The following is a 25349-nucleotide window of genomic DNA, read 5'->3' on the forward strand; positions in this document are numbered from 1 at the left end:
GAGACGACATGGCTACTCAAGCACTTCACGTCGTAGCTCGCTCAGCGACGACTATGACTCCACCCGCAGATGCGGCCAATGCAGTCGCAGTGGCTAAGCTTATCGATATTTCAAAATGTATCGGTTGTAAAGCTTGCCAAGTGGCTTGTATGGAATGGAATGAGACGCGTCCGGAAATTGGCACAAACGAGGGGGTTTATGACAATCCTCGTGATTTGAGTGCTAATGCTTGGACGGTGATGCGTTTTAATGAACTTGAGAATGAGCAGGGTGGTATTGATTGGCTTATCCGTAAGGATGGCTGTATGCACTGCGAAGAACCGGGTTGTATGAAAGCGTGTCCAAGTCCTGGCGCAATTATCAAGCTAAGCAATGGCATTATTGATTTCAATAGTGACAACTGTATTGGTTGTGGTTATTGCGTACAGGGTTGCCCATTCAATATCCCGCGCATTTCTCCTACAACCAATAAGGCAACTAAGTGCACATTGTGTTCTGACCGTGTAACACAAGGTAAGGATCCTGCATGTGTATCAACTTGCCCAACAAAAGCGTTAACTTTTGGACCTAAGGAAGATCAAATTAAAGCCGCTGAAGAGCGTGTGAAAGATTTGAATGGCCGTGGGTATCAAAAAGCTGCTCTTTATAACCCTCAGGGTGTTGGTGGTACGCACGTGATGTATGTATTGCCACATGGGGATAAGCCAGAGAATTACAACGGCTTGCCTACTAATCCGTCCATTTCTCCAACTGTTGGAATTTGGAAGGGCATCATGAAACCTGTCGCATTGATCGCTATGGCTGCTGCGGTTTTAACGGGTGTAGTTCACTACGCCGTTAAAGGACCGAATAAAGTCGAAGATGATCACGATATCAAAGCGTAAAGGAGAAGAGCATGTCAAAAATAGTTCGCTATAGTGGCTCTGACCGAGTAACTCACATGTTGGTAGCTTTGTTGTTTATGTTGGCTGCTATATCGGGGTTAGCCTTTTTCCACCCTTCATTATTCTTTTTGAGTAATGTATTGGGTGGCGGTCAGCTATCACGCATCTTGCATCCGTTTATCGGCGTTGCTATGTTCGTGTTGTTTGTGGTGTTGTACTTTAAGTTCTGGCACCACAACATCCTGAATAAAAATGACCGTCAATGGCTAAAGCAAATCGGTGATGTGATTGCTAATCATGAAGAGCGCTTGCCTGAAGTGGGTCGTTATAACGGTGGTCAAAAACTCTTATTTTGGGTAATGACTATTGCGATGTTGTTGTTGGTGGTGACAGGTTTTGCTTTCTGGAGACCTTACTTTGCTAGCAACTTCGCTATTGATACGGTACGTCTGGCAGCGGTGGTTCATGCAGCTTCTGCAGCCGTATTAATTATCGGCATCATCGTGCACGTTTACGCTGCGATTTGGGTGAAAGGTACGATTGGCGCAATGAAGACGGGCTTTGTTTCTAGTGCTTGGGCTCGTAAGCATCATCCTGGTTGGTACAAGGAAATATCTGGTGGTAAATAACTAGAATTATTACCATTGTAAAAAAGGGGAAGAATGATATTCTTCCCCTTATATTTTTATAAATACAAAAAAATTAAGAGACAAAAATGACAGTTTCAGCAGTCAAAATTATTCAGCCGGGCGAGATCCAGGGGTTGCCTGATGATGAAACGCCTTTATTGGTTTTACCACTCGCTTCAGAGGTTCTTAAGGGGCGCGCTGCTAGATTTGAAGAGTTATCCAAGAAAGGTGTTCTTAAGGATTGGTTGGAGTTTTGTGCTCAAGTTGCAAAAGCGCAGCTAGAGGCTGTTGATCAAATTAAATTAACGCCGCTTGATGAAAATATTGTTATTGAGTCTTTAAAGCATGGTATGCCGCCAGCTTCTATTGGTGGGTGGAAGGCGGGGAATGATTGGGTTGATGCTTTTAAAGCATTTACTGAATCATTAGCTAAACAAGATTTACCGCTACCTGCTAAAAAAGTATTGGAGTTATTTAAATCTGCTGATGTAACAACTTTGCAACAGCAAGCGCAAGATTATTTGCAGGCAGATGAGTCTAAAGTTAAAGCAGAATGGGCGCCGTTTATCGGGGCTATTTTGCAAGTTATCTGGATGAGAAAGGTTGCTCAGCTAGCACCTTACGCGCCTTCTTATAAAGGTCGGAGTACTTTATGCCCTGTGTGCGGTTCTCACCCTGTTGCTAGTGTTGTAAGGGTAGGTGCTCATGATGGCCATCGTTATTTGGCTTGTTCTTTGTGCGCTTCTGAGTGGTATGCAGCACGTGCTCGTTGTACTAATTGTGAAACACCCAAAGAAGTTAGCATGCTAGGTGAGACAAAAGAAAGTTTGGTTCAGGGCGAATGTTGTGACGATTGCCATGGATATCTGAAGATTATGTATCAGTCACGAGATCCGATGATGGATGTGGTGGCTGATGACTTGGCAAGCATTCAGGTGGATTTAGGTTTGTCCGCTGAAGGGTATCAGCGGACAGGTAGAAACATGTTATTGATGGCTGCTAGCGAAACTGATAAAAAAGATTCATAATCGAACTTATGAAAAAAGAACATGTGGCGCGTGCGCCCATATCTGAGCTTCTGACTCAGCTACCTTCTGTTGATAAATTGCTTCAAGTAACCGAAGTTAAATCGTTTATCGATAACTTTGGTCGGGATGAGGTTTTGCGTGCAGTTAGGCAGACTCTTCAAGCAACTAGAGAAGAAATTCAAAAAGAGAGTCTATCCGATAGCCCTAATGAGGTTAAGTTGGTCGGAGATATTGAGCGCATCTTGGCGAGTCGCTCTAAAACTAATATGCGTCAAGTTATTAATTTGACAGGCACTATTTTGCACACCAATTTGGGTCGAGCTATTATGCCGCCAGAAGTGGTAGATGCTATTGCCAAGGCAGCTTCTGAGCCTTGCGCACTTGAATATGATTTGGGTGAGGGTAAGCGTGGCGATCGCGATGAGTTAGTGGAAGAACTTCTCTGTGAATTAACCGGTGCTGAGGCTGCAACGGTCGTGAATAACAATGCTGCGGCTGTATTTCTTTTATTAAATGCCTTGTCCAATAAAAAAGAAGCAGTAGTTTCACGGGGGGAGTTGATTGAAATCGGGGGTGCTTTCCGCATTCCTGACATCATGAAACGAGCCGGTGCGAAATTGGTGGAGGTAGGAACCACCAATCGAACACATGCCAAAGATTTCGTTGAGGCAATTACACCTAGAACTTCAATGCTCATGAAAATTCACACGAGCAATTATGTCGTGCAAGGTTTCACGAGCGCAGTCCCTGAGAAAGAGATCGCGACCATTGCCCATGAACATCAGTTGCCTTTTGTCGTTGATCTTGGTTCCGGTACTTTGGTCGATATGACGCAATTTGGTCTGCCAGCTGAGCCAACACCTAGGGAGGCGATTGAGGCTGGCGCTGATTTGGTTACTTTTAGTGGCGATAAATTATTGGGTGGCCCTCAAGCTGGTATTTTGGTGGGACGCAAGGACCTCATTCAGAAAATTAAGAAAAACCCGCTAAAGCGCGTTTTACGTGTTGGGAAAATAACGCTTGCAGGTTTAGAGGCTGTGCTGCGTTTGTATCGTGATCCTGCCAAGTTGCCAGAAAAATTAACCGTTATGCAGTTGTTGACGAGGGATGCCGCATCCATTGCTCAACAAGCACAAACTCTCTTGCCAAAATTAAAAGAAAGTCTTTTGGCAGCATCTATGAATATCCAAACAGTTTCTGTGTTATCTCAAATTGGTTCAGGTTCACTACCTGTTGAAAGATTACCTTCAACTGCCTTATCTATTGAAGGGTTTGATAAAGTTGGTGAGAAGAATATTGTTCGTCTAGAACGTTTGCTTCGATCATCCGATACGCCTATTATCGGTAGGTTGCAGGATAAATCATTGATATTTGATTTGAGATGTTTGCAGGCCCATAAAGAAAGCCAATTCATTGATGTTTTCTTGGCGGCGGTCTCAAAGTTATCTCGTTCACACGCATCCCATCAAGCATGATTATCGGTACGGCTGGTCATATTGATCACGGCAAAACCTCTCTTGTTAAAGTTTTAACAGGAGTGGACGCTGATCGTTTGCCGGAAGAAAAAGCTAGGGGTATTACGATTGATTTGGGTTTTGCTTATGTGCCAAATGGTCGTGGTGAGACGTTGGGTTTTGTTGATGTGCCTGGCCATGAGAAATTTGTGCATACGATGGCAGCTGGTGCCGCTGGTATTGATTATGGACTCTTAATTGTTGCTGCTGATGATGGCGTTATGCCTCAGACAAAAGAACACCTAAGAATCATGGATTTATTGGGTGTTCCGCAGATTAGTTTAGTGATTACTAAAACAGATTTAGCTGGGGAAGAACGATCTAATGAAGTCTTAAAAGATGCCATGAGCTATGTTGCCGCCACAAGATTTGGGCAGGTTAAATCTTATTTGGTTTCCGCGAGAACTGGCGTTGGAATTGATGCTTTAAAAAATGATTTATTTAATTTGGCTGATCAGGTAGATATTGATCAGCCAAAATACTTCAGATTGGCGATTGATCGAGTATTTGTTGTTAAGGGTGTGGGTGTTGCAATCACGGGTGCTGTTATTGCTGGTCAGGTATCCGTGGGTGATAACTTGTTATTAGGCCCTAAACAACATCCGGTGAAGGTGCGGTCGATTCATGCTCAGAACGCGCCGTCCCAAACTGCTGGTGTTGGTACGCGTTGCGGCATCGTGATTTCAGGTGTTGAGTACAGTCAAGTTGAGCGTGGTGATTGGTTGTTTGCGCCAGAACTTCGTTGGCAAACGCAGAGAGTTGATTGTGAAATATCGCTACCTCATGATGCGGAGCGTTCTATTAAAGATGGCGAACAATTACTGTTACATCATGGTACTGAGCATTTATTAGCGCGTATTATTTTGCTTAATACTCATGAAGTGCTTCCTGGGCAAAGCGCTTATGCGCAATGTTCATTTGATAAACCTTTATCGATTTGTTGGCATGATCGTATTGTGTTTAGAGATAGTAGCGCAAGACATACATTGGCTGGCGGTTGGGTATTAGATATTGATCCGCCTATTCGTGGTAGAAGAAAACCAGATCGATTAACCACACTTCATTATTTATCAGAGCCCCTAGCCGCAGTAGCGTTCGGTCATCTATTGGGTAAAAATCCCGATGTGGTGAACTTGGACTATTGGGCGGCCACGATGAATCGCTCTCCTGATGATTTGTTAAATGCTGTTACTAGTCAGGAGCTTATTCAGCTTGATGTTGATGGGGTTAATTACTTATTAGGTCAGGTGGCTGAAGATCAAATAAAAGATAGAGTAACTTCTTCTTTGATGAAATTTCACTTAGATGAGCCAGATGAGCCTGGGGTTGCGATTGAGCGCTTAAGACGAATGGCTTGCCCTAGCTTACCCCAATCTTTATTTAAAGCTTGGTGTGCTGTTGAAGTTAAAAATAAAACATTGTCTTTAAGTGGCAGTTTTATTCATTTGCCGGATCATAAGGTTGAATTAACAGTCAACGAAAAGGTGGTTTGGGAGAAAATTTATCCAAGATTATTGGATGGCCAGTACGACCCCCCTTGGGTGCGAGACTTAGCTTCAGCTCTTAGCGAACCTGAGGCTAATATCCGTTTATTGTTGAGAAAAGTTTCTAGAACTTCAGGTTTGGTTCAGTTGGTGCCGGATTTGTTTTATCCGATTGCTACGATGAGAATTATGGCGGATATTATTCGTGATATCGTTGAGCAAGATGGTCATGTTACGGTTATTAGCTTTAAAGAGCGGGTGGGTTTGGGTCGTAAGCGCGCTATTCAAATTTTGGAAGCGTTTGATCGCCTAGGTTTAACGCGCCGATTGATTAGTTATACGCGTGGTAAAAAAGAATTGGAAAAAGATCATAGAGTTCTAAGGAATGTGGATCTTTTTGTAGATGAGGTTATTGCAGCATGAGGAAGGGTTACGTTCCCCGGCGGGACGTCCGGACTTCAAATCCGGGAAGGGCTGTCGTACAGTCCTTGGTGGGTTCGACTCCCATACTCTTCCGCCATTTATATTGGAATGTGATTTATGGCTGATATACGCGGCTGTTTATTCCCTGAGGATCTTTTTTATGATGTTGACCTAAACCTTTGGTTAAGGCCCATCAATGAAGCCACTTGGGAAGTGGGTATTACAGAGTTTGGTGGCGCTTTGGTAGGGGATATCTATATGTTTAATCCTAAGCCGATAAGGCGTGAGTTGGAGCTTGATGAGCCATTTGCCTTGATAGAAGTTGCAAAAACAATTTTGACTATAAAAACGCCATTCCAAGCAACTTTGGTTCATGCCAATGATGAAATTGCAGAGCGACCTATTCGAATTAACAGAAAGCCATTTGAGAGTTGGTTGGTGCATTTGGAGGCAAAATATCCAGCACAAGTAATGGCCTCTCTTTTAAAAGGTGAGCAAGTGTTACCGAGAGCAATTGAACTAATGGATTTAAACCGCTTTACTTCTTTAGAAGAATTTAAAAAAACGGGTGGTCATTGATGAAGCGTTTGATTATTCAGTTATGGCAGGCAAGTCTAGCTAACCCCCAATTAGCTGCAACCCCATTTTTTTTTGCATCGGCTGCGGCTGCTATGGATATGCATGTTGAAGTGCATGTCTTGGGCGCTAGTGTTGAGATGTTTATAAAAGATAATCCAGCGCGCCATCAAACAATTCCTCCGATGAATCGAAAGTTATCCGATTTTATTGATGATGCTGTTAGAACAGGCGTTCAATTTTACGCATGTAGTACAGCTATGCGTGATCGCCAGTTAAGTCTTGAAGATTTGACTGATGGTTTTGGCGAAATTATTGGTATGGTGACGATGCTAGATCGTGCCACGCAAGAAAATACAACAGTATTAACGTTTTAGGAATAAGTATGTCGGAATCTGAAGTTTTGAAAAAGGTACGCCTTACATCGCTTTCTCATGGTGGCGGATGTGGTTGCAAAATAGCGCCAGGAGTTTTGGCTGATTTGCTGAAAACATCGGTGCCTTTTGCGTTGCCTCCTGAATTATTAGTCGGAACAGAAACTGCAGATGATGCAGCGGTATATCAAATTAATGAGCATCAAGCACTGATTGCAACAACCGATTTTTTCATGCCGATTGTTGATAACCCTCGCCATTTTGGCCAGATTGCAGCAACGAATGCTATTTCTGATATTTATGCCATGGGAGGTAAACCGCTATTGGCGTTGGCTTTGGTGGGGATGCCTATTAATGTTTTGGCGCCTGAGGATATTTCTGAAATTTTGGATGGCGGTCGAGAGGTGTGTGCTAAGGCAGGCATTCCAGTAGCGGGTGGTCATTCAATTGATTCTGTTGAGCCCATTTATGGTTTGGCAGTGATTGGCATTATTGACCCAAAGAACTTAAAGAAAAATTCAACTGCACAAGCAGGTGATGTTCTTGTTTTAGGTAAACCTTTAGGTGTCGGTATCTATTCAGCAGCCTTAAAGAAAGACCAATTAGATTCTGTGGGATATGAGCAAATGATTGCAAATACCACTAAGTTAAATACACCTGGTCAGAAACTTTCAACCATAGCAGGCGTTCATGCAATGACTGATGTAACTGGATTTGGTTTGTTAGGACATGCTATTGAGATATGTAAAAGCTCCAGTACTCAAGGGCTTATTAACTATCAAGAGTTGCAAATTTTGCCTGGCGTTAAATCTTTGGCTGAGCAGGGTTGTGTGACGGGTGCTTCAGGAAGAAACTGGGCGAGTTATGGTCACCAAGTTGAGCTCTCAAATAGTCTTACTGCTGTTGATCGGGCTATTTTGACTGATCCCCAAACAAGCGGTGGTTTATTGGTGGCTTGTAGCCCCACATCTTTGGATGCAGTGTTAAAAGTATTTAAAGAAGAAGGGTTTGAACAGGCTGGCGTGATTGGTTCTTTGGTGCCTGCAGAAGATGCGCGTACTGTTGTGAAAGTAAGTTGATGGCAAATCATTTACCGATTGATCAAATTACCGGACTTATTTTGTCTGGCGGGCGTGGTGTGCGTGTCGGTGGCGAGGATAAGGGGTTGCTGATTTTTAATGGCGAAGCAATCGTGCAGAGAGTTTTTAAGCGATTACAGGCGCAAGTTAAATTTATTATTGTGAGCGCTAATCGCCATATTGAAGACTATAAAAAATTTGGCTCACCCGTTGTTAAAGATCGTTTGGAAGATTTTCAGGGGCCCTTAGCTGGAATTGAAGCAGTTTTATCTGTTTGCCCAACGCCTTACTTAGTGGTTGTGCCATGTGATGCACCTTTCATTAGTTCAGACTTGTTAACCAAGCTCTACATGGAAATGGAGCGTACTAGCGCGAATATCGTTTATGCACAGGGTAGAGATGATGCTGGGCATATCGCAGCTGAGCCCATGTTTGCCTTAATTAGAACCTCAACGCTCTCTAATTTAAGAGCTTATTTGGCGGCAGGAAAGCGTAAGGTTTTGGGTTGGTACCAGTCTATTGATCATTCCAGTGTATTAATTGAGGATGCGCTTTGTTTTGCGAATGCTAATACGCCTGAAGATTTTGAGGCGCTGCAATCTCAGGCTCAGAAACTGAATGTTTGAGAGGGTGCCTAAAAACCTGGGTTTTGTTTTCATATATGTCAAAATAACGCCATGACTATTAAATCTGACCGTTGGATCCGCCGCATGTGTGCTGAGCACGACATGATTTCGCCATTTGAACCTGGCCAAGTGCGCCAGTCGCCAGAAGGGCAAAAAATAGTAAGTTATGGCACTTCGAGCTATGGCTATGACATTCGTTGCGCGGACGAATTTAAGATTTTTACTAATATCAATAGCACTATCGTTGACCCTAAGAATTTTGACGATAAATCTTTCGTCGATTTCAAAGGTGATGTGTGCATTATTCCTCCCAATTCATTTGCATTGGCACGTACGGTTGAATATTTCAAAATTCCACGCAGCGTTTTGACGGTATGCTTGGGTAAAAGCACCTATGCCCGTTGCGGCATTATTGTGAACGTCACGCCATTTGAGCCAGAGTGGGAAGGATATGTGACTTTGGAGTTTTCTAATACCACGCCATTGCCGGCAAAAATTTATGCGGGTGAGGGTTGCGCACAAGTTCTTTTCTTTGAGAGCGATGAGATTTGTGAGACCTCTTATAAAGATCGTGGCGGCAAATATCAAGGTCAGGTTGGCGTTACTCTGCCAAAAACCTAAGACAACTCTTCTGGGGGCTTATTTGCCCCATTTTTGACATATTTACTCGTTAAGATTACTTTGTTGGCTAAATTGGGCCAACTAGGGCTATTGGGATTAAAAATACATCAAAAATAGCTCAATAATTCAAGCCAAAGAAGCGTTTTATCGCTATAGTCTCGTTTTTAAGAAATTGCCCCTTAATTGGGGTCTATTAGTTAGGTGGGGGTCGCTATGAAATTTCGTTTTCCGGTAGTCATTATTGACGAGGATTTCCGCACTGAGAATATCTCAGGTTCAGGCGCACGTGCGCTTGCGGAGGCGATTGAAAACGAGGGTATGGAAGTATTAGGTTTAACCAGTTATGGTGATTTAACTTCTTTTGCCCAACAGGCTGCCCGTGCCTCATGTTTTATTCTATCGATTGATGATGAAGAGTTTGGATCTGGTTCTAGTGCGGAGATTGATACTGCATTAGAAGGATTACGAGCTTTTGTGGTTGAAGTTCGTAAACGTAATGAAGAGATTCCTATCTTCTTATACGGTGAAACTAGAACTTCTCGTCATATTCCTAATGATGTCTTGCGCGAATTGCATGGCTTTATTCATATGAATGAAGATACGGCAGAGTTTGTCGCTCGCCATATCATTCGCGAAGCTAAGGTATATCTTGATTCATTGCCGCCACCATTTTTCAAGGCGTTAACTCATTACGCTTCAGATGGTTCTTATTCTTGGCATTGCCCAGGTCACTCAGGTGGTGTTGCTTTCTTAAAGAGCCCTGTTGGTCAAATGTTCCATCAATTCTTTGGTGAGAATATGTTGCGTGCGGACGTGTGTAATGCGGTGGATGAGTTGGGTCAGTTGTTAGACCACACTGGCCCGGTTGCCGCTAGTGAGCGCAATGCTGCGCGTATTTTTAATGCGGACCATTTATTTTTCGTAACGAATGGCACTTCGACATCTAACAAAATTGTTTGGCATTCAACTGTTGCGCCAGGCGATATCGTTTTAGTTGACCGCAACTGCCACAAATCTATTTTGCACGCCATCATGATGACAGGCGCGATTCCTGTGTTCTTGATGCCAACTCGTAATCACTACGGCATTATTGGCCCGATTCCTAAAGAAGAGTTTGATTGGGCTGCGATTCAGAAGAAAATTGAAAACAACCCATTCATTACAGATAAAAATGCTAAACCTCGCGTTTTAACTATTACGCAAAGTACCTATGACGGCGTTCTATATAACGTTGAGATGATTAAGGAAATGTTGGATGGCAAAGTAGATACTTTGCACTTTGACGAGGCATGGTTGCCACATGCGACTTTCCATGATTTCTATAAAAATATGCATGCGATTGGTAAAGATCGCCCACGCTCAAAAGAGAGTATGGTGTTCTCAACCCAATCTACACATAAATTATTGGCTGGATTGTCCCAGGCTTCTCAAATCTTGGTTCAAGACTCCGAAACTAATCGCTTAGATAACGATTGCTTTAACGAATCATATTTGATGCATACATCGACAAGCCCGCAATATGCCATTATTGCTTCTTGTGATGTGGCCGCTGCCATGATGGAGCCGCCAGGTGGAACCGCTTTGGTGCAAGAGTCGATTGCTGAATCCTTGGACTTCCGTCGTGCGATGCGTAAGGTGGATGAAGAGTGGGGCGCTGATTGGTGGTTTAAGGTTTGGGGCCCCGACTATTTGGCTGATGAAGGCATTGGGGAGCGTGAAGACTGGGTATTAAAGGCGGGAGAGCGTTGGCATGATTTTGGTCAACTATCTGATGGATTCAATATGCTGGATCCTATCAAGGCAACGGTTATTAATCCTGGTTTAGAGGTGGATGGCAGTTTTGCTGAAACAGGTATCCCAGCAAGTATTGTTGCTAAATATTTAGCAGAACATGGTGTGATTATTGAGAAGACTGGCTTGTATTCTTTCTTCATTATGTTCACCATCGGTATTACTAAGGGTCGTTGGAATACCTTATTGACGACTTTGCAACAATTTAAAGATGACTACGATAAGAATCAACCTTTGTGGCGCGTATTGCCTGAGTTCGTCGTAAAGCATCCACGCTATGAGCGCATTGGCTTAAGAGATTTATGTCAACAAATCCACCAGGTTTATAAAAAATACGATGTGGCTCGCATGACAACTGAGATGTATTTATCAGATATGGTGCCAGCAATGAAGCCTTCAGATGCTTGGGCGAAAATGGCTCATCGCGATATCGAGCGCGTGCAAATTGACGAGTTGGAGGGGCGTGTGACAGCGATGTTGGTAACGCCTTATCCTCCAGGCATTCCATTGTTAATTCCTGGTGAGCGTTTCAATAAACGCATTGTTGATTACTTGCGCTTTACTCGCGATTTTAATGAACAGTTCCCTGGTTTTGAAACAGATGTTCATGGCTTGGTGAAGGGTGAAGTGAATGGTCGTAGGGAATATTATGTTGACTGCGTGAAAAGTTAAAACCGGTATTTCCAAAAAATAAAAAAGGCTCCTAGGAGCCTTTTTTATTTCTGGATTAATAAAATTTTTAAATAAATAAATAAATAAATAAATAAATAAATAAATAAATAAATAAATAAATAAATAAATAAATTAACCTAAGTTCTTACGGTAAATAGCGATAGCCTTTTTTACTTGTTCAGGGGCAGTGCCGCCTGTGTGGTTGCGACTGTTAACTGAGCCTTCTAAGGTGAGAACTTCAAAGGCGTCTTCGCCAATTAAATTGGATTTATCGCCTAAGTCACAAGCTGCGCGTAGATCGGCGAGTGATAAGTCCGATAAATCGCACCCTTTATTTGAGCAAGCTTTAACTGCATGTGCCACAGCCTCGTGCGCATCACGGAATGGCAAACCTTTTTTCACAAGGTAGTCAGCTAGATCTGTGGCCGTTGCAAAACCTTGGAGAGCGGCTGCTCTCATGGTCTCTGCTTTTACCTGAATATGCGGCACCATGTCGGCGAAGATGCGTAACGTGTCGCGTAATGTGTCTGCGGAATCAAATAAAGGCTCTTTATCTTCTTGGTTATCTTTGTTGTAGGCCAAGGGTTGGCCCTTCATTAAAGTTAATAAAGAAATTAGGTTGCCATTAACGCGACCTGTTTTACCGCGAGCTAATTCAGGTACATCAGGATTCTTTTTCTGCGGCATGATGGAGCTACCTGTACAGAAACGATCTGGTAAATCAATGAAGCCAACGCGTGGGCTCATCCAAAGAATGAGCTCTTCTGATAAACGTGAGATATGCGTCATGACTAAAGAAGCTGTCGCGCAGAATTCAATGGCAAAGTCTCTATCTGATACCGCATCTAAAGAGTTTTGGCAGACAGCTTCAAAGCCTAATGTTTTTGCGACGCGTTCGCGATCAATGGGGTAGCTTGTTCCAGCCAACGCCGCTGATCCTAAAGGTAGGCGATTTACACGCTTACGGCAGTCTGCTAAACGTTCTGCATCACGTGCAAACATTTCCGCGTAGGCCATCATGTGGTGGCCAAAGGTGATGGGTTGCGCAACTTGTAAGTGCGTGAAGCCTGGCATGATGGTGTTGGCGTGTTTTTCAGCCAAACCTATTAGGCCTGTTTGGAATGATTTCAACTCTTGTTGAATTTCATCAATCGCGCCACGTAGCCATAAACGAATATCTGTTGCCACTTGATCGTTACGTGAACGACCTGTGTGTAAACGCTTGCCCGCGTCGCCGACTAATTTTGTTAGGCGAGCTTCAATGTTGAGATGAACATCTTCTAAAGCAAGCTCCCATGCGAATGTGCCCGCTTCGATTTCTGAGCGTATCTGCGCCATGCCTTTTTGAATGTCCGCTAAATCTTGCGCACTGATAATTTTTTGCGCAGCCAACATGTCGGCATGTGCCAATGAACCTTGAATATCAACCAAGGCCATGCGTTTATCAAAATCAACGGAAGCGGTATATCGTTGCACGAGTTCCGCCACAGGCTCGGCAAAACGAGCCGACCAAGCTTGGTCTTTGTTGTCTAAAGAGTTTTTGTTTTTGTCTAAATCTGCCATAAATGTAAGTATATTGCCTCAAAGGCCTTATGCTTATGGTTATGACGCAAATTTCTTATCCTAAAAAACTAGTTATTGCCTCCCGTGAGAGCCGTTTGGCCATGTGGCAGGCTGAATATGTCCGTGATTGCTTGAAAAAACTCTATCCAGACTGTGATGTCAGCATTTTGGGCATGACCACCCGTGGGGATCAAATTTTGGATAGAACCCTCTCTAAAGTGGGTGGGAAAGGTTTGTTTGTTAAAGAATTAGAGGTGGCTTTAGAGAAGGGGGAGGCCGATTTAGCCGTTCACTCTTTAAAAGATGTTCCTATGCAATTGCCAGAGGGCTTTGATTTGGCGTGCATTATGGAGCGTGAAGACGCTCGGGATGCCTTTGTATCGAATGATTACGCCACTTTGGCTGATTTACCGGCGGGTAGTGTCGTTGGGACTGCTAGTTTGCGCAGAGAGGCCTCTTTAAGGGCTAGATACCCACATTTGGAGATTCGTCCATTAAGAGGCAACTTGGATACTCGTTTGGGTAAATTGGATAAAGGTGAGTATGCAGCCATTATTTTGGCCGCTGCAGGTCTTAAACGATTGGGGCTGGCCTCTAGGATTCGTAGCTTATTGGCAGTCGATGACAGCCTTCCTGCCGCTGGTCAAGGGGCTTTAGGTATTGAAATTCGTGCTGGGCGTGCCGATATGCATGCTTGGCTAGCTCCCTTAAATCATGTGCCATCACAATTGGCTGTGAGTGCTGAGCGCGCTGTTTCAAGGGCTTTGGGCGGATCTTGCGATGTTCCTTTGGCCGCTTATGCGGTTTGGGAAGGGGCAAGTGATTTGTATTTAAGAGCATTCGTGGCAAGTACGGATGGGACTCAGGTATGCCGTGCCGAGAAGAAGTTATCTTTAGCTACCACTCAAGCAGCGGATGCCATGGGTTTATCGGTGGCTGATGATTTGATTGCTCAGGGTGCGATCGCTTTATTACCTCCAAGATAAAGGATGGGTTAATTGTGGCTAATCTGGTATTAACGCGCCCTGTTGGGCAGTCAATGCGTTTAGCGGAGCTACTAGGTCAGCGCGTTCCTGACTTACATTTAATCCATTTACCTCTTTTATCAATTGTCCCTAACGAAAAGTTAGAAGATAGCCAAAAGCTGAAGAAATTAGTTGAACAAACAGATTTGGCGATTTTTGTTAGCCCAAATGCTATCGAATGTGGCATGCGCCTGTTACAAACAGCATGGCCTAAATCGGTTGCCATCGCGGTTGTTGGCGGGGGTAGCGCTGAAGCCTTAGATCGTCGTGAGATCACTATAGCTAATGGTTATCACGTGTATTTCCCAAAAAACCCGGCGAATTGGGATTCTGAAGGTTTATGGCGTGAATTAAATCAAGTTGAAAGTGATTGGCGTGGCAAGAAAATACTTTTTTTAAGGGGGGCGGGTGGGCGTGAGTGGCTCTCAGAGCAGTTCTTATCCCATGGTGCACAAATTACTCAATTTGAGACTTACCGGCGTGTTCCTTTATCTAAAGAGGCGGCTGCTTGGCAAAGTTTGGAGAAAGCTAGTCCGGGGCAGTCGGCCTGTTTACTTACTTCATCTGAGGCGGTTCACCATTTCGCACATTATTTAAAAGAGCAGAAGGATTGGGGTAGCGATTGGTTAACTCTTGCTAAGATAATTTGCTCTCACCCTAGAATTGTAGAGTCTGCAAAAAATGAGGGTTTTAAAAAAGTGGAGCTGTGCTCCCCGGGAGACGATAATCTGGTTTTTGCAAGTCAAAATTGGTTTAATAGCTTAGCTAATTAAGTAAATAAAGAGGCAGTGATTAAGATGGAAAACAACAATCAACAGAATAACAAGCCTAAAACCGTTAAATCGGATGCCTTAACGCAGGGTTTATGGAAGGCTCTATGGATTGCTTTAGCTGTTTGTATCTTATGGTTGGGGATTGAGGGAGGTTTCCGTTTGTATCATCGGCCTGCTAAGTTGGATGCACGTGTCGCTGAACTAGAGGCTCAATTAGCCGTGATAACTGCTCATGAATCCGAGTTAGATCAGGTGTTAAAAGGTTCTTTAGAGGCCGAGCGCGCTTTGGCGCCAACTGCCGGAAAGATAGCTGAACTAATTAATCGTTTACCTCCATTGCCCATGAATGCCTTGCCAACGCCTGCTTCGCAAGCGTCAGTGTCTACTACCCCAGCGACCAGTTTGAGTCAGAAGGTTTTGAAAGAGATTCAAGGTATGGGTGATCGTTTAGTCCGTATTCAAGTAGTGGGTGATGTGAAAGACGTTGCGTTAACGCCTGCTGCCCAAGATTTGGTTCGTCAACAATTGCGCCTTCATTTGGTGAGTGCGAGGATGGCTTGGCTATCGCGCATGCCTAATGTATGTAAAGAAGATTTGGTTCAGGCGGAACAGTTGCTCTCTAAACACTATCAAGCTCAAGCCCCAGCAGTAGTGGCAATGCAAAAAGCATTGGCTGATTTAAAGGCTGATATGGCTAATCAGCAGAGTCAGAAAGGTAAATAAGTATGCGAGGAGCCCTTTGGATCGCCTTTTTATTTGCCGTAGCAGTTGTATTAGCTTTATTTGCAACTAGTAATGCGGGGCACATCACGATTTATTTTCCGCCCTATCGGTTGGATACGAGCTTAAATATTTTTATCGCTGTTGTAGTTGTTGTTTTCTTTTCTACATTATTTACTTGGAAAACATTAGCGGCTATTTTGAATTTACCTAAACAAGCTGCTGCATATCGACGTAAACGTCGTGAGGCAAGATCTGTGGCGTATTTATCCGAGGCCATCGAGGATATTTTTGCTGGCCGTTTTTCTAAAGCATTAAAAGCTGCTGAGGCTGCTAGCGCTAATACGGCAATGGCTGAGACAGCGGCTTTATTAGCAGCTCGAGCTGCTCATCGTTTAAATAAATTTGATTTACGTGATCAGTGGCTGTCAAAAATAACGTCTAATGAAAAACAGCAAGCCCGTTTAGTGGCGATGGCTGATATGCAAATGGATTCAAGCGATGCCGATGGTGCGCTAGCTACGATTGAGCAGTTGCAAAAAGGTGGGGCTCGTCAATTATTTGTGCAGAGAATCGCTTTGCGAGCTAATCAACATTTAAAGCGTTGGGAAGAAGTGTTACGCCTAACGCATACGTTAGCTAAACGCGAAGCCTTGCATCCGGTATTGGTGCAGAAAAATGTGCAAGAGGCAGTTGCTAAGCTTGTGCAGCAAAAGGCAACGGATCATGAGGCTTTGCTGCGCATTTGGAAAAGCCTACCTAAAGAAGATCGTAAAGTTTCTAGAGTTGTTTTGGTCATGGCGAATGGTTTATTCGCTGCTGGCAAACAAGATTTAGCGAAAGAGCTTATTGAAGAATCTTTAGATCAAGAGTGGGATCAATCTCTGATTGATATTTATCCTGATTGTGTTATTCCTGGTCAAAATGCTTTGGCGCAAATTCAAAAAATTGAAGCTTGGATGATGAAGTATCCGGGTGAGTTAGCGCTTTCGTTAGCGCTCGCGCGTATTTGTATCTCTCAGAACTTATGGGGTAAAGCTAAGTCGAGTTTGCAAGGCTTGCTTCATGACGTGAAAGCTAAGCCAGTAATGAGAGCTGATGCTCATATGTGCTTGGCTGGGCTGCATGAGGCTCTTGATGAGCCTGAGCAAGCTGCTGAGCAGTATAAGTTGGCCGCTAAGATTTACTCAGCAAGCTAATTATTTTGTACCTAGTCGGCGAATCAATTTTTCGATAGTTTTTCCATAGGGTGGGTGCGCTAAGCTTGTGCCCATCCATTTACGGATTCCTAGGAAGCCTTTGGTTTCTAGCACAGGTTTTTGATGGCTAAATGTATTAAAGCCAAATTGACCATGGTAGCTACCCATACCGCTTGCGCCAACACCCCCAAAAGGTAATTCTTCTAATGCCACATGCAATAGGGTGTCGTTGATGGTTACCCCGCCAGCATGTGTTTTGAGTAATAGGTCGCTGAGTACTTTCTTGTCTTTACCAAACCAATACATGGCTAATGGCCGATCTTGATTTTGGATATATTCAATCACTTCTTCTTGGGAGTTGACGCCAATGATAGGAAGAATTGGACCAAATATTTCTTCTTTCATGATTAGACTATCTGCTGGTGCACCAGTAAGTATGATGGGCGTGAATGGTCTTTCGGGGTGTGGTTCAAGTAGTTCGGTGACGTGTGCGCCTTTGCCAACAGCTTCTTGAGTCAAGTATTGCCAACGATTTAATTGAGCTTGATCGATTGGGTGAGTTAAATCGCCGGGTTGGCTAAACATACTCTTTGCTGCTTGTTGGCAGGCTGTTACTAGTTGGGGAATTAATTCTTTTTTAGTTAAAACATAGTCGGGTGCGACGCAAGTTTGACCATTATTGAAAAGCTTGCCGTACATAATACGTTTGGCTGCATCTTCTAAATGAGCATCGCTGTGAATGATTGCTGGAGACTTGCCGCCTAATTCTAGCGTTACGGGAGTTAGGCTGTCGGCCGCTGCACGCATCACTTGCTTGCCTGCGGCTGTAGATCCTGTGAAAAATAAATGATCAAATGCGAGAGAAGAAAATTCTTTTGCGACGTTGATATCACCGGTTGTGACTGAAAACTCAAGCGGGTGAAAATACTCAGCAATCATGGTAGCTAAATAGCCGGCTGTGCGAGGGGCTCTTTCTGATGGCTTTAGCCAAACACGGTTGCCAGCGGCAAGAGCTGAAATGGCCGGTAATAGAGCTAGTTGGAGTGGGTAGTTCCAAGGGCTCATGATGCCAACAACCCCTTTGGGTTGTGCTTGAATAGATGCTTTAGAAGGTTTCAGATGTGTGGGAACCTCAATACTATGGGCTTGCATCCACTTATCTAAGTGTTTGATGGCATATCGGGCTGCTTGTTTGATGGCATTTAATTCAGCTAGACGAGTTTCAACTGGATGACGATGACCAAAGTCAGCCAGAACAACCTTGCAAAGGTTGTCCTCATATTTATTTATCATTTTTATGATGCGTTCAATGCGCTCTTTGCGAACGGCAAGGCTAGGATATGCATCATGTTGATAGGCTTTTTTTAGGTCTTCTAGATGTAAATAAAGTGCGCTCATGGGTATATTGTCTCAGTTTTGTTCGCTGCAGATTGTTAAACAATATTTTATAGTTACTAGTGGATATAACAGGGTGGTTTATAGTCAAGATAACAATTAATACAGTAAATATCATGACACATACAGCATCAAACTTAGAAACCAAAATAGCCACCCTTGGGTGCGGTTGTTTTTGGTGTTTAGAAGCGGTTTATCAGCTAGTGAAAGGTGTATTGCATGTTGAGTCTGGTTATGCGGGCGGCGATACATTAAACCCTGACTATGAATCTGTTTGTTCAGGTCAAACAGGTCATGCTGAGGTTGTGCAGATCACTTATGACTCAGCTCAAATTAGTTATGAAAAATTGCTAGAAATATTTTTTGCTATTCATGACCCAACAACTTTAAACCGCCAAGGCAATGATGTTGGTACGCAATATCGTTCTGTTATTTACTGTCACGATGAGACGCAACGAGAGACTGCTTATCAGGTGATTGCTAGATTGCAAAAAGAGCAAGTATTTGATGCGCCGATATTAACGGAAATTGCTGATTTACCTGTTTACTACAAGGCTGAGGATTATCACCAGAATTATTTCTTGCACCACCCTGAGCAGGGGTATTGCGCTTTTGTGGTGGGTCCTAAAGTGAGTAAATTTAGACAGCAGTTTTCAAATTTATTGCTTTAGGCCATCAAGGCGCTAAACGTTCTATTTTCCAAATGCCGTAAGCCTGTTGGGTATAGCGGATACGATCATGTAGACGAGATGGTCTGCCTTGCCAAAATTCTAATGCTTGAGGTTTAACTCTAAAGCCGCCCCAGTGTGGTGGACGTGGGGGATTTAAGGCGAATTTAAGTGCGTATTCAGCAGCTTTAGCGACTAGAACAGATCTTCCTGAAATGACTTGGCTTTGCGGTGATGCCCAGGCGCCAATGCGCGAGTCTAATGGCCTTGAGTGAAAATACTCATCACTCTCTTCATCTGATAGTTTTTCCACGCTGCCTTCAATTCGGATCTGACGTTCTAACTCAGGCCAAAAGAACAGGAGTGCAGCTTGTGGGTTGTGAGTGAGAGCTTTGCCTTTACGACTTTCATAATTGGTAAAAAACACAAAACCTTTATGATTAACTTCTTTAATCAGCACCACGCGAGCACTTGGTTTTCCATTCTCATCCACGGATGCCACGGTCATGGCGTTGGGTTCAGGTAATTCAGCATGACGCGCCTGATCGAACCAGATATTGAACTGATCGATAGGATTTTTTTGCACATCCTCTTCGGAGAGACTGCCTTTTATATAAGATTTTCTTAAATCTGCTAACTTAGTCATATTGTTGAGTATATTGCGCTTATGGAAATCAATCAAAGTAGACGTTTTGGTGGGGTAGCTCGCTTGTATGGCGAGGAAGGGCTTGCTGCCTTTGAGCAGGCTCATGTACTTGTGGCGGGCTTGGGGGGTGTTGGCTCTTGGGCTGCTGAGGCTTTAGCTAGAAGTGCTGTAGGTGAGTTAACTTTAGTTGATTTTGACCATATTGCGGAAAGTAATGTGAATCGCCAATTGCATGCCGTTGAGGGTGAGTTTGGCAAATCTAAGGTTCAAGCGATGACAGAGCGTCTTTTGCTCATCAATCCTCAATTAAAAATCAATGTGATTGATGATTTTTTAACGCCAGAAAATATGAGTGAGCATTTAGGTCAGGGCGCTAAAAAATCTAGGGCAGTCCAATTTCATAACTTTGTCGTATTAGATGCTACTGATGATGTGAAAATGAAAACAGCTCTAGCTGCTTATTGCCGAAAAGATATCCCTTTAATTATTTGCGGTGGAGCTGGTGGCAAGTTAGATCCTAGTCGTATCAGCGCGGAAGATTTGACCAAAACCACGCAAGACCCTTTGTTGTCAAAAATTCGTTATAACTTGCGTAAAGAGCATGGTTTCACTTCTGACCCTAAGAAGAAATTTCAGATAACGGCTATTTATTCTGACGAACCGAGGCAAGGGGTATCGAGCGGGGGGTTGGCCTGTTCGGGATATGGTTCTGCTGTGACAGTGACTGCAACCTTTGGCTTTGTAGCTGCAGCTGAGGCTTTAAAAATAATCAAAAAGAATTATTTAAAAAGTTTAAAACCAGCTTAAATAAGAAATTCTGTTAATTAAGCTGGTTTAACGTTCTGAGCGATGTGTTCGAGCGCTTCATCAACCTGATCCACTAAGATGAGGCAAATATCTTCTGGCCCAATTTGTTCTAGTGCTTTATCAATTGCCAAGAACTCACCGTAAAACTCTTCCACTTTCTTCACTTGTTTAGAAGAGCTTAAACCGTCACGCATGATGGCAATAACTTCACCGTCAGCTCTACCTCGTTGGCATTGATCTTCATACAAAATGACATGATCAAATGATTGACCGAGAATCTCTGTTTGGCGACGCAAATCTTCATCTCTTCTATCGCCTGCACCACTAATCACAACCATACGTTTTTTCGCAGGCATATTCATGATGGTGTCAGATAGGGCTTGAATGGCATCTGGGTTATGGCCATAGTCGGCAATAATGGTGGCGCCTTTATGGTTAAACATGTTAAATCTACCAGGCACTGTTTTAGCATCGCTAACAAAAGAGCTGAGACCTTGGGCAATGGTTTCCCAAGGAATATTTAAAGCCCACGCGGCACCCACAACTGCTAGAACATTTTCAACCTGGAAGCCAATCGTGCCATTAGCTGTAATGGGCACCTGACCTAATTCAATATGAAATTCTTTTTTACCCTCGGTTGCAACAATCGTATTGTTTTGCACAAACACAACACGTAAACCTTGTGCTCGGTGTTTAGCCATGACTGGATGATTGGCATCTTTTGCAAAATAAGTAACTGACCCTGGGCAAGCTTTCGCCATTTTTGCCACAATGGGGTCGGCAGCATTTAATACAGCTGTTCCATTGGGGGCAACGTTTTGAACAATCACACGTTTAACTGCCGCTAACTCAGAGGCTGTATTGATGTAGTTCATGCCTAGGTGGTCGCCTTCACCGATATTGGTAACAACGGCTACTTGGCAACGATCAAATCCTAAACCTTCTCTTAAGATGCCCCCGCGCGCTGTTTCTAAAATGGCGGCATCCACATCAGGGTGCATGAGTACATTGCGGGCACTCTTAGGGCCACTACAGTCGCCTGTATCAATGCGCCTTCCATTGACATAAACGCCATCTGTACCGGTGAGGCCAACGCGCAAACCTTGTTCCTCAAATAAATGAGCAATTAATTTGACCGTGGTGGTTTTGCCATTGGTGCCAGAAACAGCGACGACAGGGATACGGCCATCATCATTTTTACCAAACATCGTAGAAATGATGGCTTCGCCAACAGGGCGGCCTTTACCGTAAGAAGGGTGAAGGTGCATTCTTAAACCAGGGGCTGCATTCACTTCAACAATGCCGCCACCTTGATCTTCAAGAGGGCGATAAACGTTGTCACACACCACATCTACGCCACAAATATCTAACCCTACCATTTGGGCTGCTGCAATCGCTGAAGCAGCTAAATCTGGATGTACGTCATCAGTCACATCCGTGGCTGTGCCACCAGTACTTAGGTTGGCATTGTTTCTTAAGGTGACACGCAGTCCTTTAGGAGGGACGCATTCAGGTGTTAGATTCTGATTTTTGAGTGTTGAGATGGCGATGTCATCAATTCTGATTTTGCTCAGAGAGGTTGCATGGCCATCACCACGTAAAGGATCCTTGTTGACCGTGTCGACTAATTGACGAACAGTATGCTTGTTATCTCCAATGACGTAAGGAGGTTCGCGTCTGGCAGCTGCCACTAATTGATTACCAATCACAAGTAAGCGATGGTCGTGGCCAGGCAAATAGCGCTCGATAATGACTTCAGAAGATATTCTTGATGCAGCGTTAAAAGCAACTTCGATTTGTTCTCGAGTGCTAATATTAACGGCAACACCTTTACCTTGATTGCCATCTCTTGGTTTGATTGCAACAGGCGCATTAATTTCTAAATAAGCATCCCAGGCCTCTTCAACAGTAGTCACAATTTTCCCAATAGGTACTGGTACGCCTGCGGCATGCAATAAATTTTTAGTTAGTTCTTTATCCTGCGCAATGGATTCAGCAATGGCGCTAGTTGAGCTGGTTTCTGCTGCTTGAATACGTTTCTGTTTGCTTCCCCAGCCTAGCTGAACCATGCTACCTTCTGTGAGGCGTCGATAGGGAATGCCTCTCGCAATAGCCGCATCAACAATCGATCCAGTGCTTGGGCCTAAGCGAATGTCTTCATCAAGTTCTCTGAGTTGTGCGATGTACTCTTCTAGGTGTGAGCCATTATCGATTAAGGCAGATCGACACAGTTTCATGGCTAGGTCTAGCGCTAAGCGCCCGACTTTTTCTTCGCTATATTCAACAACAACGATATAAACACCATCATCCGGTGTTGACATGGTGCGACTAAATGTTACTGGGCAGCCTGCCTGAGCTTGTAAATCACGTGAGCAAACTTCTAAAGCATGCGCTAATGAGATCACCTCATTTTGACTATGGGAGCGCAAAGGGCTTAATTCAGGGAAGCGAGCGCGTAAACGAGTTTCAAAGCCGGAAATATTGGTAATAACTTTTTCGTTTTCTTCGCACTTCACTAATGCTTCTAGAGCAGTATGTCGCCCCCATAAATTAGGGCCTCTTAGTGCGCGGATACGAGTTAGTTCCATGAGTATGTTTAGTTGTAAGTTTGCAAGCCAGCTACGATGATGTCTTTAGGAATATTTAATGCCCAAGCGGCACCAACGGCAGCTAATACGTTTTCTAATGCATGAGCCTTACTGCTAGATTGCAAAACAGGGATGCTCGATATGTTTGTTAAAACTGTTTTATCCGGACCGTGCGCTAAAACAATTTTTTCATTTTCGGTAAAGATAGCCTTACCACCTTGTTGCAAATGTTTTTGGGTGGTTTCATTTTGACCATACTTGCTGATAAAGATAACTTCACCATCTGATAGTTCTGCCATTTTTGCCACAGCTTCATCATCAGCGTTAAGAATGGCTGCTCCTGAAGGTAATACAAGGTCGACTTGCGTACGCATCACGTTATAGATGTGCTCCGGTTCAACAATGGCACATTCAGGGACTGTGTCATTCGGATCTAGGCTTGTCACAATGCCAACAGTACATCGATCGTAAGCTAGACCTTCATTCAGAATGGTGCGGCTGTCATTTTCAAAGACAGCAGCTTCAACTTGGCGGTTGAGAAGAATGCGATTCGCACTTGTCCAGTTGGCACAGTTACCGGTTGTCTGTAGGCGTTGATTAAAGAAGGCCCCCTTGCTGCAGGCAAGGCCTACTTTAAGCCCAGTCAGTTGCATTAAATGAGTCACCATTTGCGCCACCATCGTTTTGCCGCGAGAACCCGTTACACCAACAATTGGAATACGTCCGTTTGCGCCATCAGGGAAGAGGTGCTCAACGATGGCTGCACCCACCGGCTGTGGCTCACCAACGGCTGGTTTGAGATGCATGATGAGTCCTGGCCCAGCATTCACTTCAACAATCGCAGCCCCTTGTTCTTCCAGTGGCCGAGAGATATCTTGAGCAACTAGGTCGACGCCAGCGATATCTAAGCCTACTACGCGAGCAGCCAATGCGACTTGTTCAGCGACATCAGGATGCATCAAATGCGTTACCTCAAAAGCCATATTGCCTGATCGTTGCACCAAGACTTCTTGACCAATCGTTGGTATTGCATCAATCGTTAGATTTTGACGTGACAATTCAAGTTCTAACATGGTGTCAAAAAGAACAGGGCTTAAAGGCAAAATCTCCGCATCACCACGTCTTGGATCCGTGTTGATTTCTTCATTAATCAAATCACGAATAGAACGTTTACCATCCCCTTTAACCCAAGCTGACTCGCCTTTGGCCGCAGCTACTACTTTTTTACCTACCACTAGAAGACGGTGCTCATTGCCTGGGATATATCTTTCAACCATGACGCCGCTACCTTCTTTGAGAGCGTCCGCATATGCTTTTTCAATTTCAACTTGAGTTGAAAGGTTAGTAAATACGCCGCGCGCGTGATTGCCGTCGTAGGGCTTGACCACCACAGGCACACCAATATCTTGGGCTGCTTCCCAGGCATCGCTAGCGCTATCAACCATGCGACCTTCTGGAACAGGAACGCCGCAAGCGGCTAGGAGTGTTTTGGTTAAATCTTTGTCTCTTGAAATGCCTTCGCCAATCGCACTCGTTGAATCAGTTTCTGCAGTCCAAATGCGTCTTTGTTTGTTACCGTAACCTAGTTGAACCAAGTTACCTTCAGATAAACGATTTGAAGGAATGCGTCTTTCGCGTGCGGCATCCACGATGCAGCCAGTGCTAGGGCCTAGATATAGGCTATCAACTAAATCTTCAATTTCTTTAATGGCGGCTGGCACATCAAATGGGCGATCTTCAATTGCAGCCATGACTAAATCGCGTGCATGGTAGAGCGCCGTTTTAGTAATTTTTTCATGCCAAGCACGTACCACTACTTTGTAAACGCCACGCTTATTTGTTTCTCTAGCTTTACCAAAACCGCCAGGCATACCAGCTAAATTTTGTAGCTCTAATGTGACATGTTCAAGAATATGTGCTGGCCATGTACCTTCTTCGAGGCGTTTAATAAATCCACCGCGTTCACCATAACTGCAACGATGTTCGATAAGAGTCGGGAGCCAAGCGCAAAGGCGCTCAGTAAAACCAGGGATTGTGTTGGATGGGCAGTCTTCTAAATCACCAATATCGACCCAAGCTTCGAGTACGGGGCGATAAGTCCACATGCTAGGTCCGCGGAGAACCTTTATGTCTATGATTTCTATAGTTTTTTTAGTCATGTAGGGCTAAATTGCCAAAAGTGCTTCATTGTACGTTGTCTTTCAACGCTTAGGCACTGTTTTTGTTGACAAAAAATGCAAATATTTTGATTCTTAAATTTGAGA

The 25349-nt window shown here is 44.0% G+C and carries 22 protein-coding genes and 1 tRNA gene; 18 read left to right on the plus strand and 5 right to left on the minus strand.

Annotation, left to right across the window (positions count from 1 at the left end; genetic code table 11):
* The first annotated feature begins 8 nt into the window (after positions 1–8).
* The 12 genes from fdxH (at position 9) to ICV01_RS02375 (ending at position 11701) form a co-directional block, all read left to right on the plus strand.
* A complete protein-coding gene (gene fdxH / locus ICV01_RS02320) occupies positions 9–884 on the plus strand; it encodes a formate dehydrogenase subunit beta (protein ID WP_215288214.1) in 876 nt (291 codons plus the stop codon).
* A gap of 11 nt (positions 885–895) precedes the next feature.
* Positions 896–1513 (plus strand): formate dehydrogenase subunit gamma, encoded by a 618-nt coding sequence (locus tag ICV01_RS02325; protein ID WP_215288216.1) that lies wholly within the window; start codon positions 896–898, stop codon positions 1511–1513.
* An 86-nt stretch (positions 1514–1599) separates the two neighbouring features.
* Positions 1600–2541, plus strand: coding sequence for a formate dehydrogenase accessory protein FdhE (fdhE, locus tag ICV01_RS02330; RefSeq protein ID WP_215288218.1), 942 nt, complete (start codon positions 1600–1602; stop codon positions 2539–2541).
* Positions 2542–2549: 8 nt separating this feature from the next.
* Complete coding sequence (selA, locus tag ICV01_RS02335) at positions 2550–4016, plus strand: L-seryl-tRNA(Sec) selenium transferase (protein WP_215288220.1); 1467 nt, start codon at positions 2550–2552, stop codon at positions 4014–4016.
* A complete protein-coding gene (gene selB, locus ICV01_RS02340) occupies positions 4013–5962 on the plus strand; it encodes a selenocysteine-specific translation elongation factor (protein WP_215288221.1) in 1950 nt (649 codons plus the stop codon). Before selA ends, selB begins: the two co-directional genes overlap by 4 nt.
* A tRNA-Sec gene (locus ICV01_RS02345) sits at positions 5963–6059 on the plus strand.
* A 20-nt stretch (positions 6060–6079) separates the two neighbouring features.
* A complete protein-coding gene (locus ICV01_RS02350) occupies positions 6080–6541 on the plus strand; it encodes a hypothetical protein (RefSeq protein WP_215288223.1) in 462 nt (153 codons plus the stop codon).
* Entirely contained in the window at positions 6541–6915 is a 375-nt protein-coding gene (locus ICV01_RS02355) for a DsrE family protein (protein ID WP_215288226.1), read from the plus strand. The genes ICV01_RS02350 and ICV01_RS02355 overlap by 1 nt, the downstream gene beginning before the upstream one ends.
* A gap of 8 nt (positions 6916–6923) precedes the next feature.
* The gene (gene selD, locus ICV01_RS02360) at positions 6924–7991 is read left to right on the plus strand and encodes a selenide, water dikinase SelD (protein ID WP_215288228.1); all 1068 of its coding nucleotides are present in this window, start codon (positions 6924–6926) and stop codon (positions 7989–7991) included.
* Positions 7991–8617 carry a molybdenum cofactor guanylyltransferase MobA gene (gene mobA, locus ICV01_RS02365; RefSeq protein ID WP_215288230.1) on the plus strand — a complete coding sequence of 209 codons (627 nt, stop codon included), beginning with the start codon at positions 7991–7993 and terminating at the stop codon, positions 8615–8617. The genes selD and mobA overlap by 1 nt, the downstream gene beginning before the upstream one ends.
* 51 nt (positions 8618–8668) lie before the next feature.
* The gene (gene dcd, locus ICV01_RS02370; protein WP_215288232.1) at positions 8669–9238 is read left to right on the plus strand and encodes a dCTP deaminase; all 570 of its coding nucleotides are present in this window, start codon (positions 8669–8671) and stop codon (positions 9236–9238) included.
* A 213-nt stretch (positions 9239–9451) separates the two neighbouring features.
* Positions 9452–11701 (plus strand): arginine/lysine/ornithine decarboxylase, encoded by a 2250-nt coding sequence (locus ICV01_RS02375; RefSeq protein ID WP_215288234.1) that lies wholly within the window; start codon positions 9452–9454, stop codon positions 11699–11701.
* A 132-nt stretch (positions 11702–11833) separates the two neighbouring features.
* Here ICV01_RS02375 and argH read toward each other — a convergent pair whose 3' ends face one another.
* A complete protein-coding gene (gene argH / locus ICV01_RS02380; protein WP_215288236.1) occupies positions 11834–13264 on the minus strand; it encodes an argininosuccinate lyase in 1431 nt (476 codons plus the stop codon).
* A 35-nt stretch (positions 13265–13299) separates the two neighbouring features.
* Here argH and hemC point away from each other — a divergent pair, with 35 nt between their 5' ends.
* The 4 genes from hemC to ICV01_RS02400 are packed head-to-tail and all read left to right on the plus strand — an operon-like array spanning position 13300 to position 16981.
* Complete coding sequence (gene hemC, locus ICV01_RS02385) at positions 13300–14250, plus strand: hydroxymethylbilane synthase (protein ID WP_251369374.1); 951 nt, start codon at positions 13300–13302, stop codon at positions 14248–14250.
* Positions 14251–14264: 14 nt separating this feature from the next.
* Positions 14265–15062 carry a uroporphyrinogen-III synthase gene (locus ICV01_RS02390; RefSeq protein ID WP_215288240.1) on the plus strand — a complete coding sequence of 266 codons (798 nt, stop codon included), beginning with the start codon at positions 14265–14267 and terminating at the stop codon, positions 15060–15062.
* A 24-nt stretch (positions 15063–15086) separates the two neighbouring features.
* Positions 15087–15785 carry a uroporphyrinogen-III C-methyltransferase gene (locus ICV01_RS02395; protein WP_215288242.1) on the plus strand — a complete coding sequence of 233 codons (699 nt, stop codon included), beginning with the start codon at positions 15087–15089 and terminating at the stop codon, positions 15783–15785.
* A gap of 2 nt (positions 15786–15787) precedes the next feature.
* The gene (locus ICV01_RS02400; protein WP_215288244.1) at positions 15788–16981 is read left to right on the plus strand and encodes a heme biosynthesis HemY N-terminal domain-containing protein; all 1194 of its coding nucleotides are present in this window, start codon (positions 15788–15790) and stop codon (positions 16979–16981) included.
* Here the strand turns inward: ICV01_RS02400 and ICV01_RS02405 are convergent, their stop codons facing one another.
* Positions 16982–18379, minus strand: coding sequence for a coniferyl aldehyde dehydrogenase (locus ICV01_RS02405; protein WP_215288246.1), 1398 nt, complete (start codon positions 18377–18379; stop codon positions 16982–16984).
* A 113-nt stretch (positions 18380–18492) separates the two neighbouring features.
* On the opposite strand from ICV01_RS02405, the gene msrA reads away from it, so the two are divergent.
* Positions 18493–19047: a peptide-methionine (S)-S-oxide reductase MsrA gene (gene msrA / locus ICV01_RS02410; RefSeq protein ID WP_215288248.1), complete on the plus strand. Its 555-nt coding sequence runs from the start codon at positions 18493–18495 to the stop codon at positions 19045–19047.
* A 4-nt stretch (positions 19048–19051) separates the two neighbouring features.
* Here the strand turns inward: msrA and pdxH are convergent, their stop codons facing one another.
* Complete coding sequence (pdxH, locus tag ICV01_RS02415) at positions 19052–19690, minus strand: pyridoxamine 5'-phosphate oxidase (protein ID WP_215288250.1); 639 nt, start codon at positions 19688–19690, stop codon at positions 19052–19054.
* 21 nt (positions 19691–19711) lie between these two features.
* Between pdxH and ICV01_RS02420 the strand changes: the two genes are divergently transcribed.
* Positions 19712–20497 carry a ThiF family adenylyltransferase gene (locus ICV01_RS02420; protein ID WP_215288252.1) on the plus strand — a complete coding sequence of 262 codons (786 nt, stop codon included), beginning with the start codon at positions 19712–19714 and terminating at the stop codon, positions 20495–20497.
* A 17-nt stretch (positions 20498–20514) separates the two neighbouring features.
* On the opposite strand, the gene cphA (ICV01_RS02425) is transcribed toward ICV01_RS02420, so the two are convergent.
* Together cphA (ICV01_RS02425) and cphA (ICV01_RS02430) are read right to left on the minus strand one after the other, a co-directional pair.
* Positions 20515–23085 (minus strand): cyanophycin synthetase, encoded by a 2571-nt coding sequence (cphA, locus tag ICV01_RS02425; protein WP_215288254.1) that lies wholly within the window; start codon positions 23083–23085, stop codon positions 20515–20517.
* 8 nt (positions 23086–23093) lie between these two features.
* Positions 23094–25244 carry a cyanophycin synthetase gene (gene cphA, locus ICV01_RS02430; RefSeq protein WP_215288257.1) on the minus strand — a complete coding sequence of 717 codons (2151 nt, stop codon included), beginning with the start codon at positions 25242–25244 and terminating at the stop codon, positions 23094–23096.
* Positions 25245–25349: the final 105 nt, after the last annotated feature.

Origin of the sequence: Polynucleobacter sp. MWH-Spelu-300-X4 (assembly GCF_018687515.1) — a bacterium.
Taxonomy (GTDB): Bacteria; Pseudomonadota; Gammaproteobacteria; order Burkholderiales; family Burkholderiaceae; genus Polynucleobacter.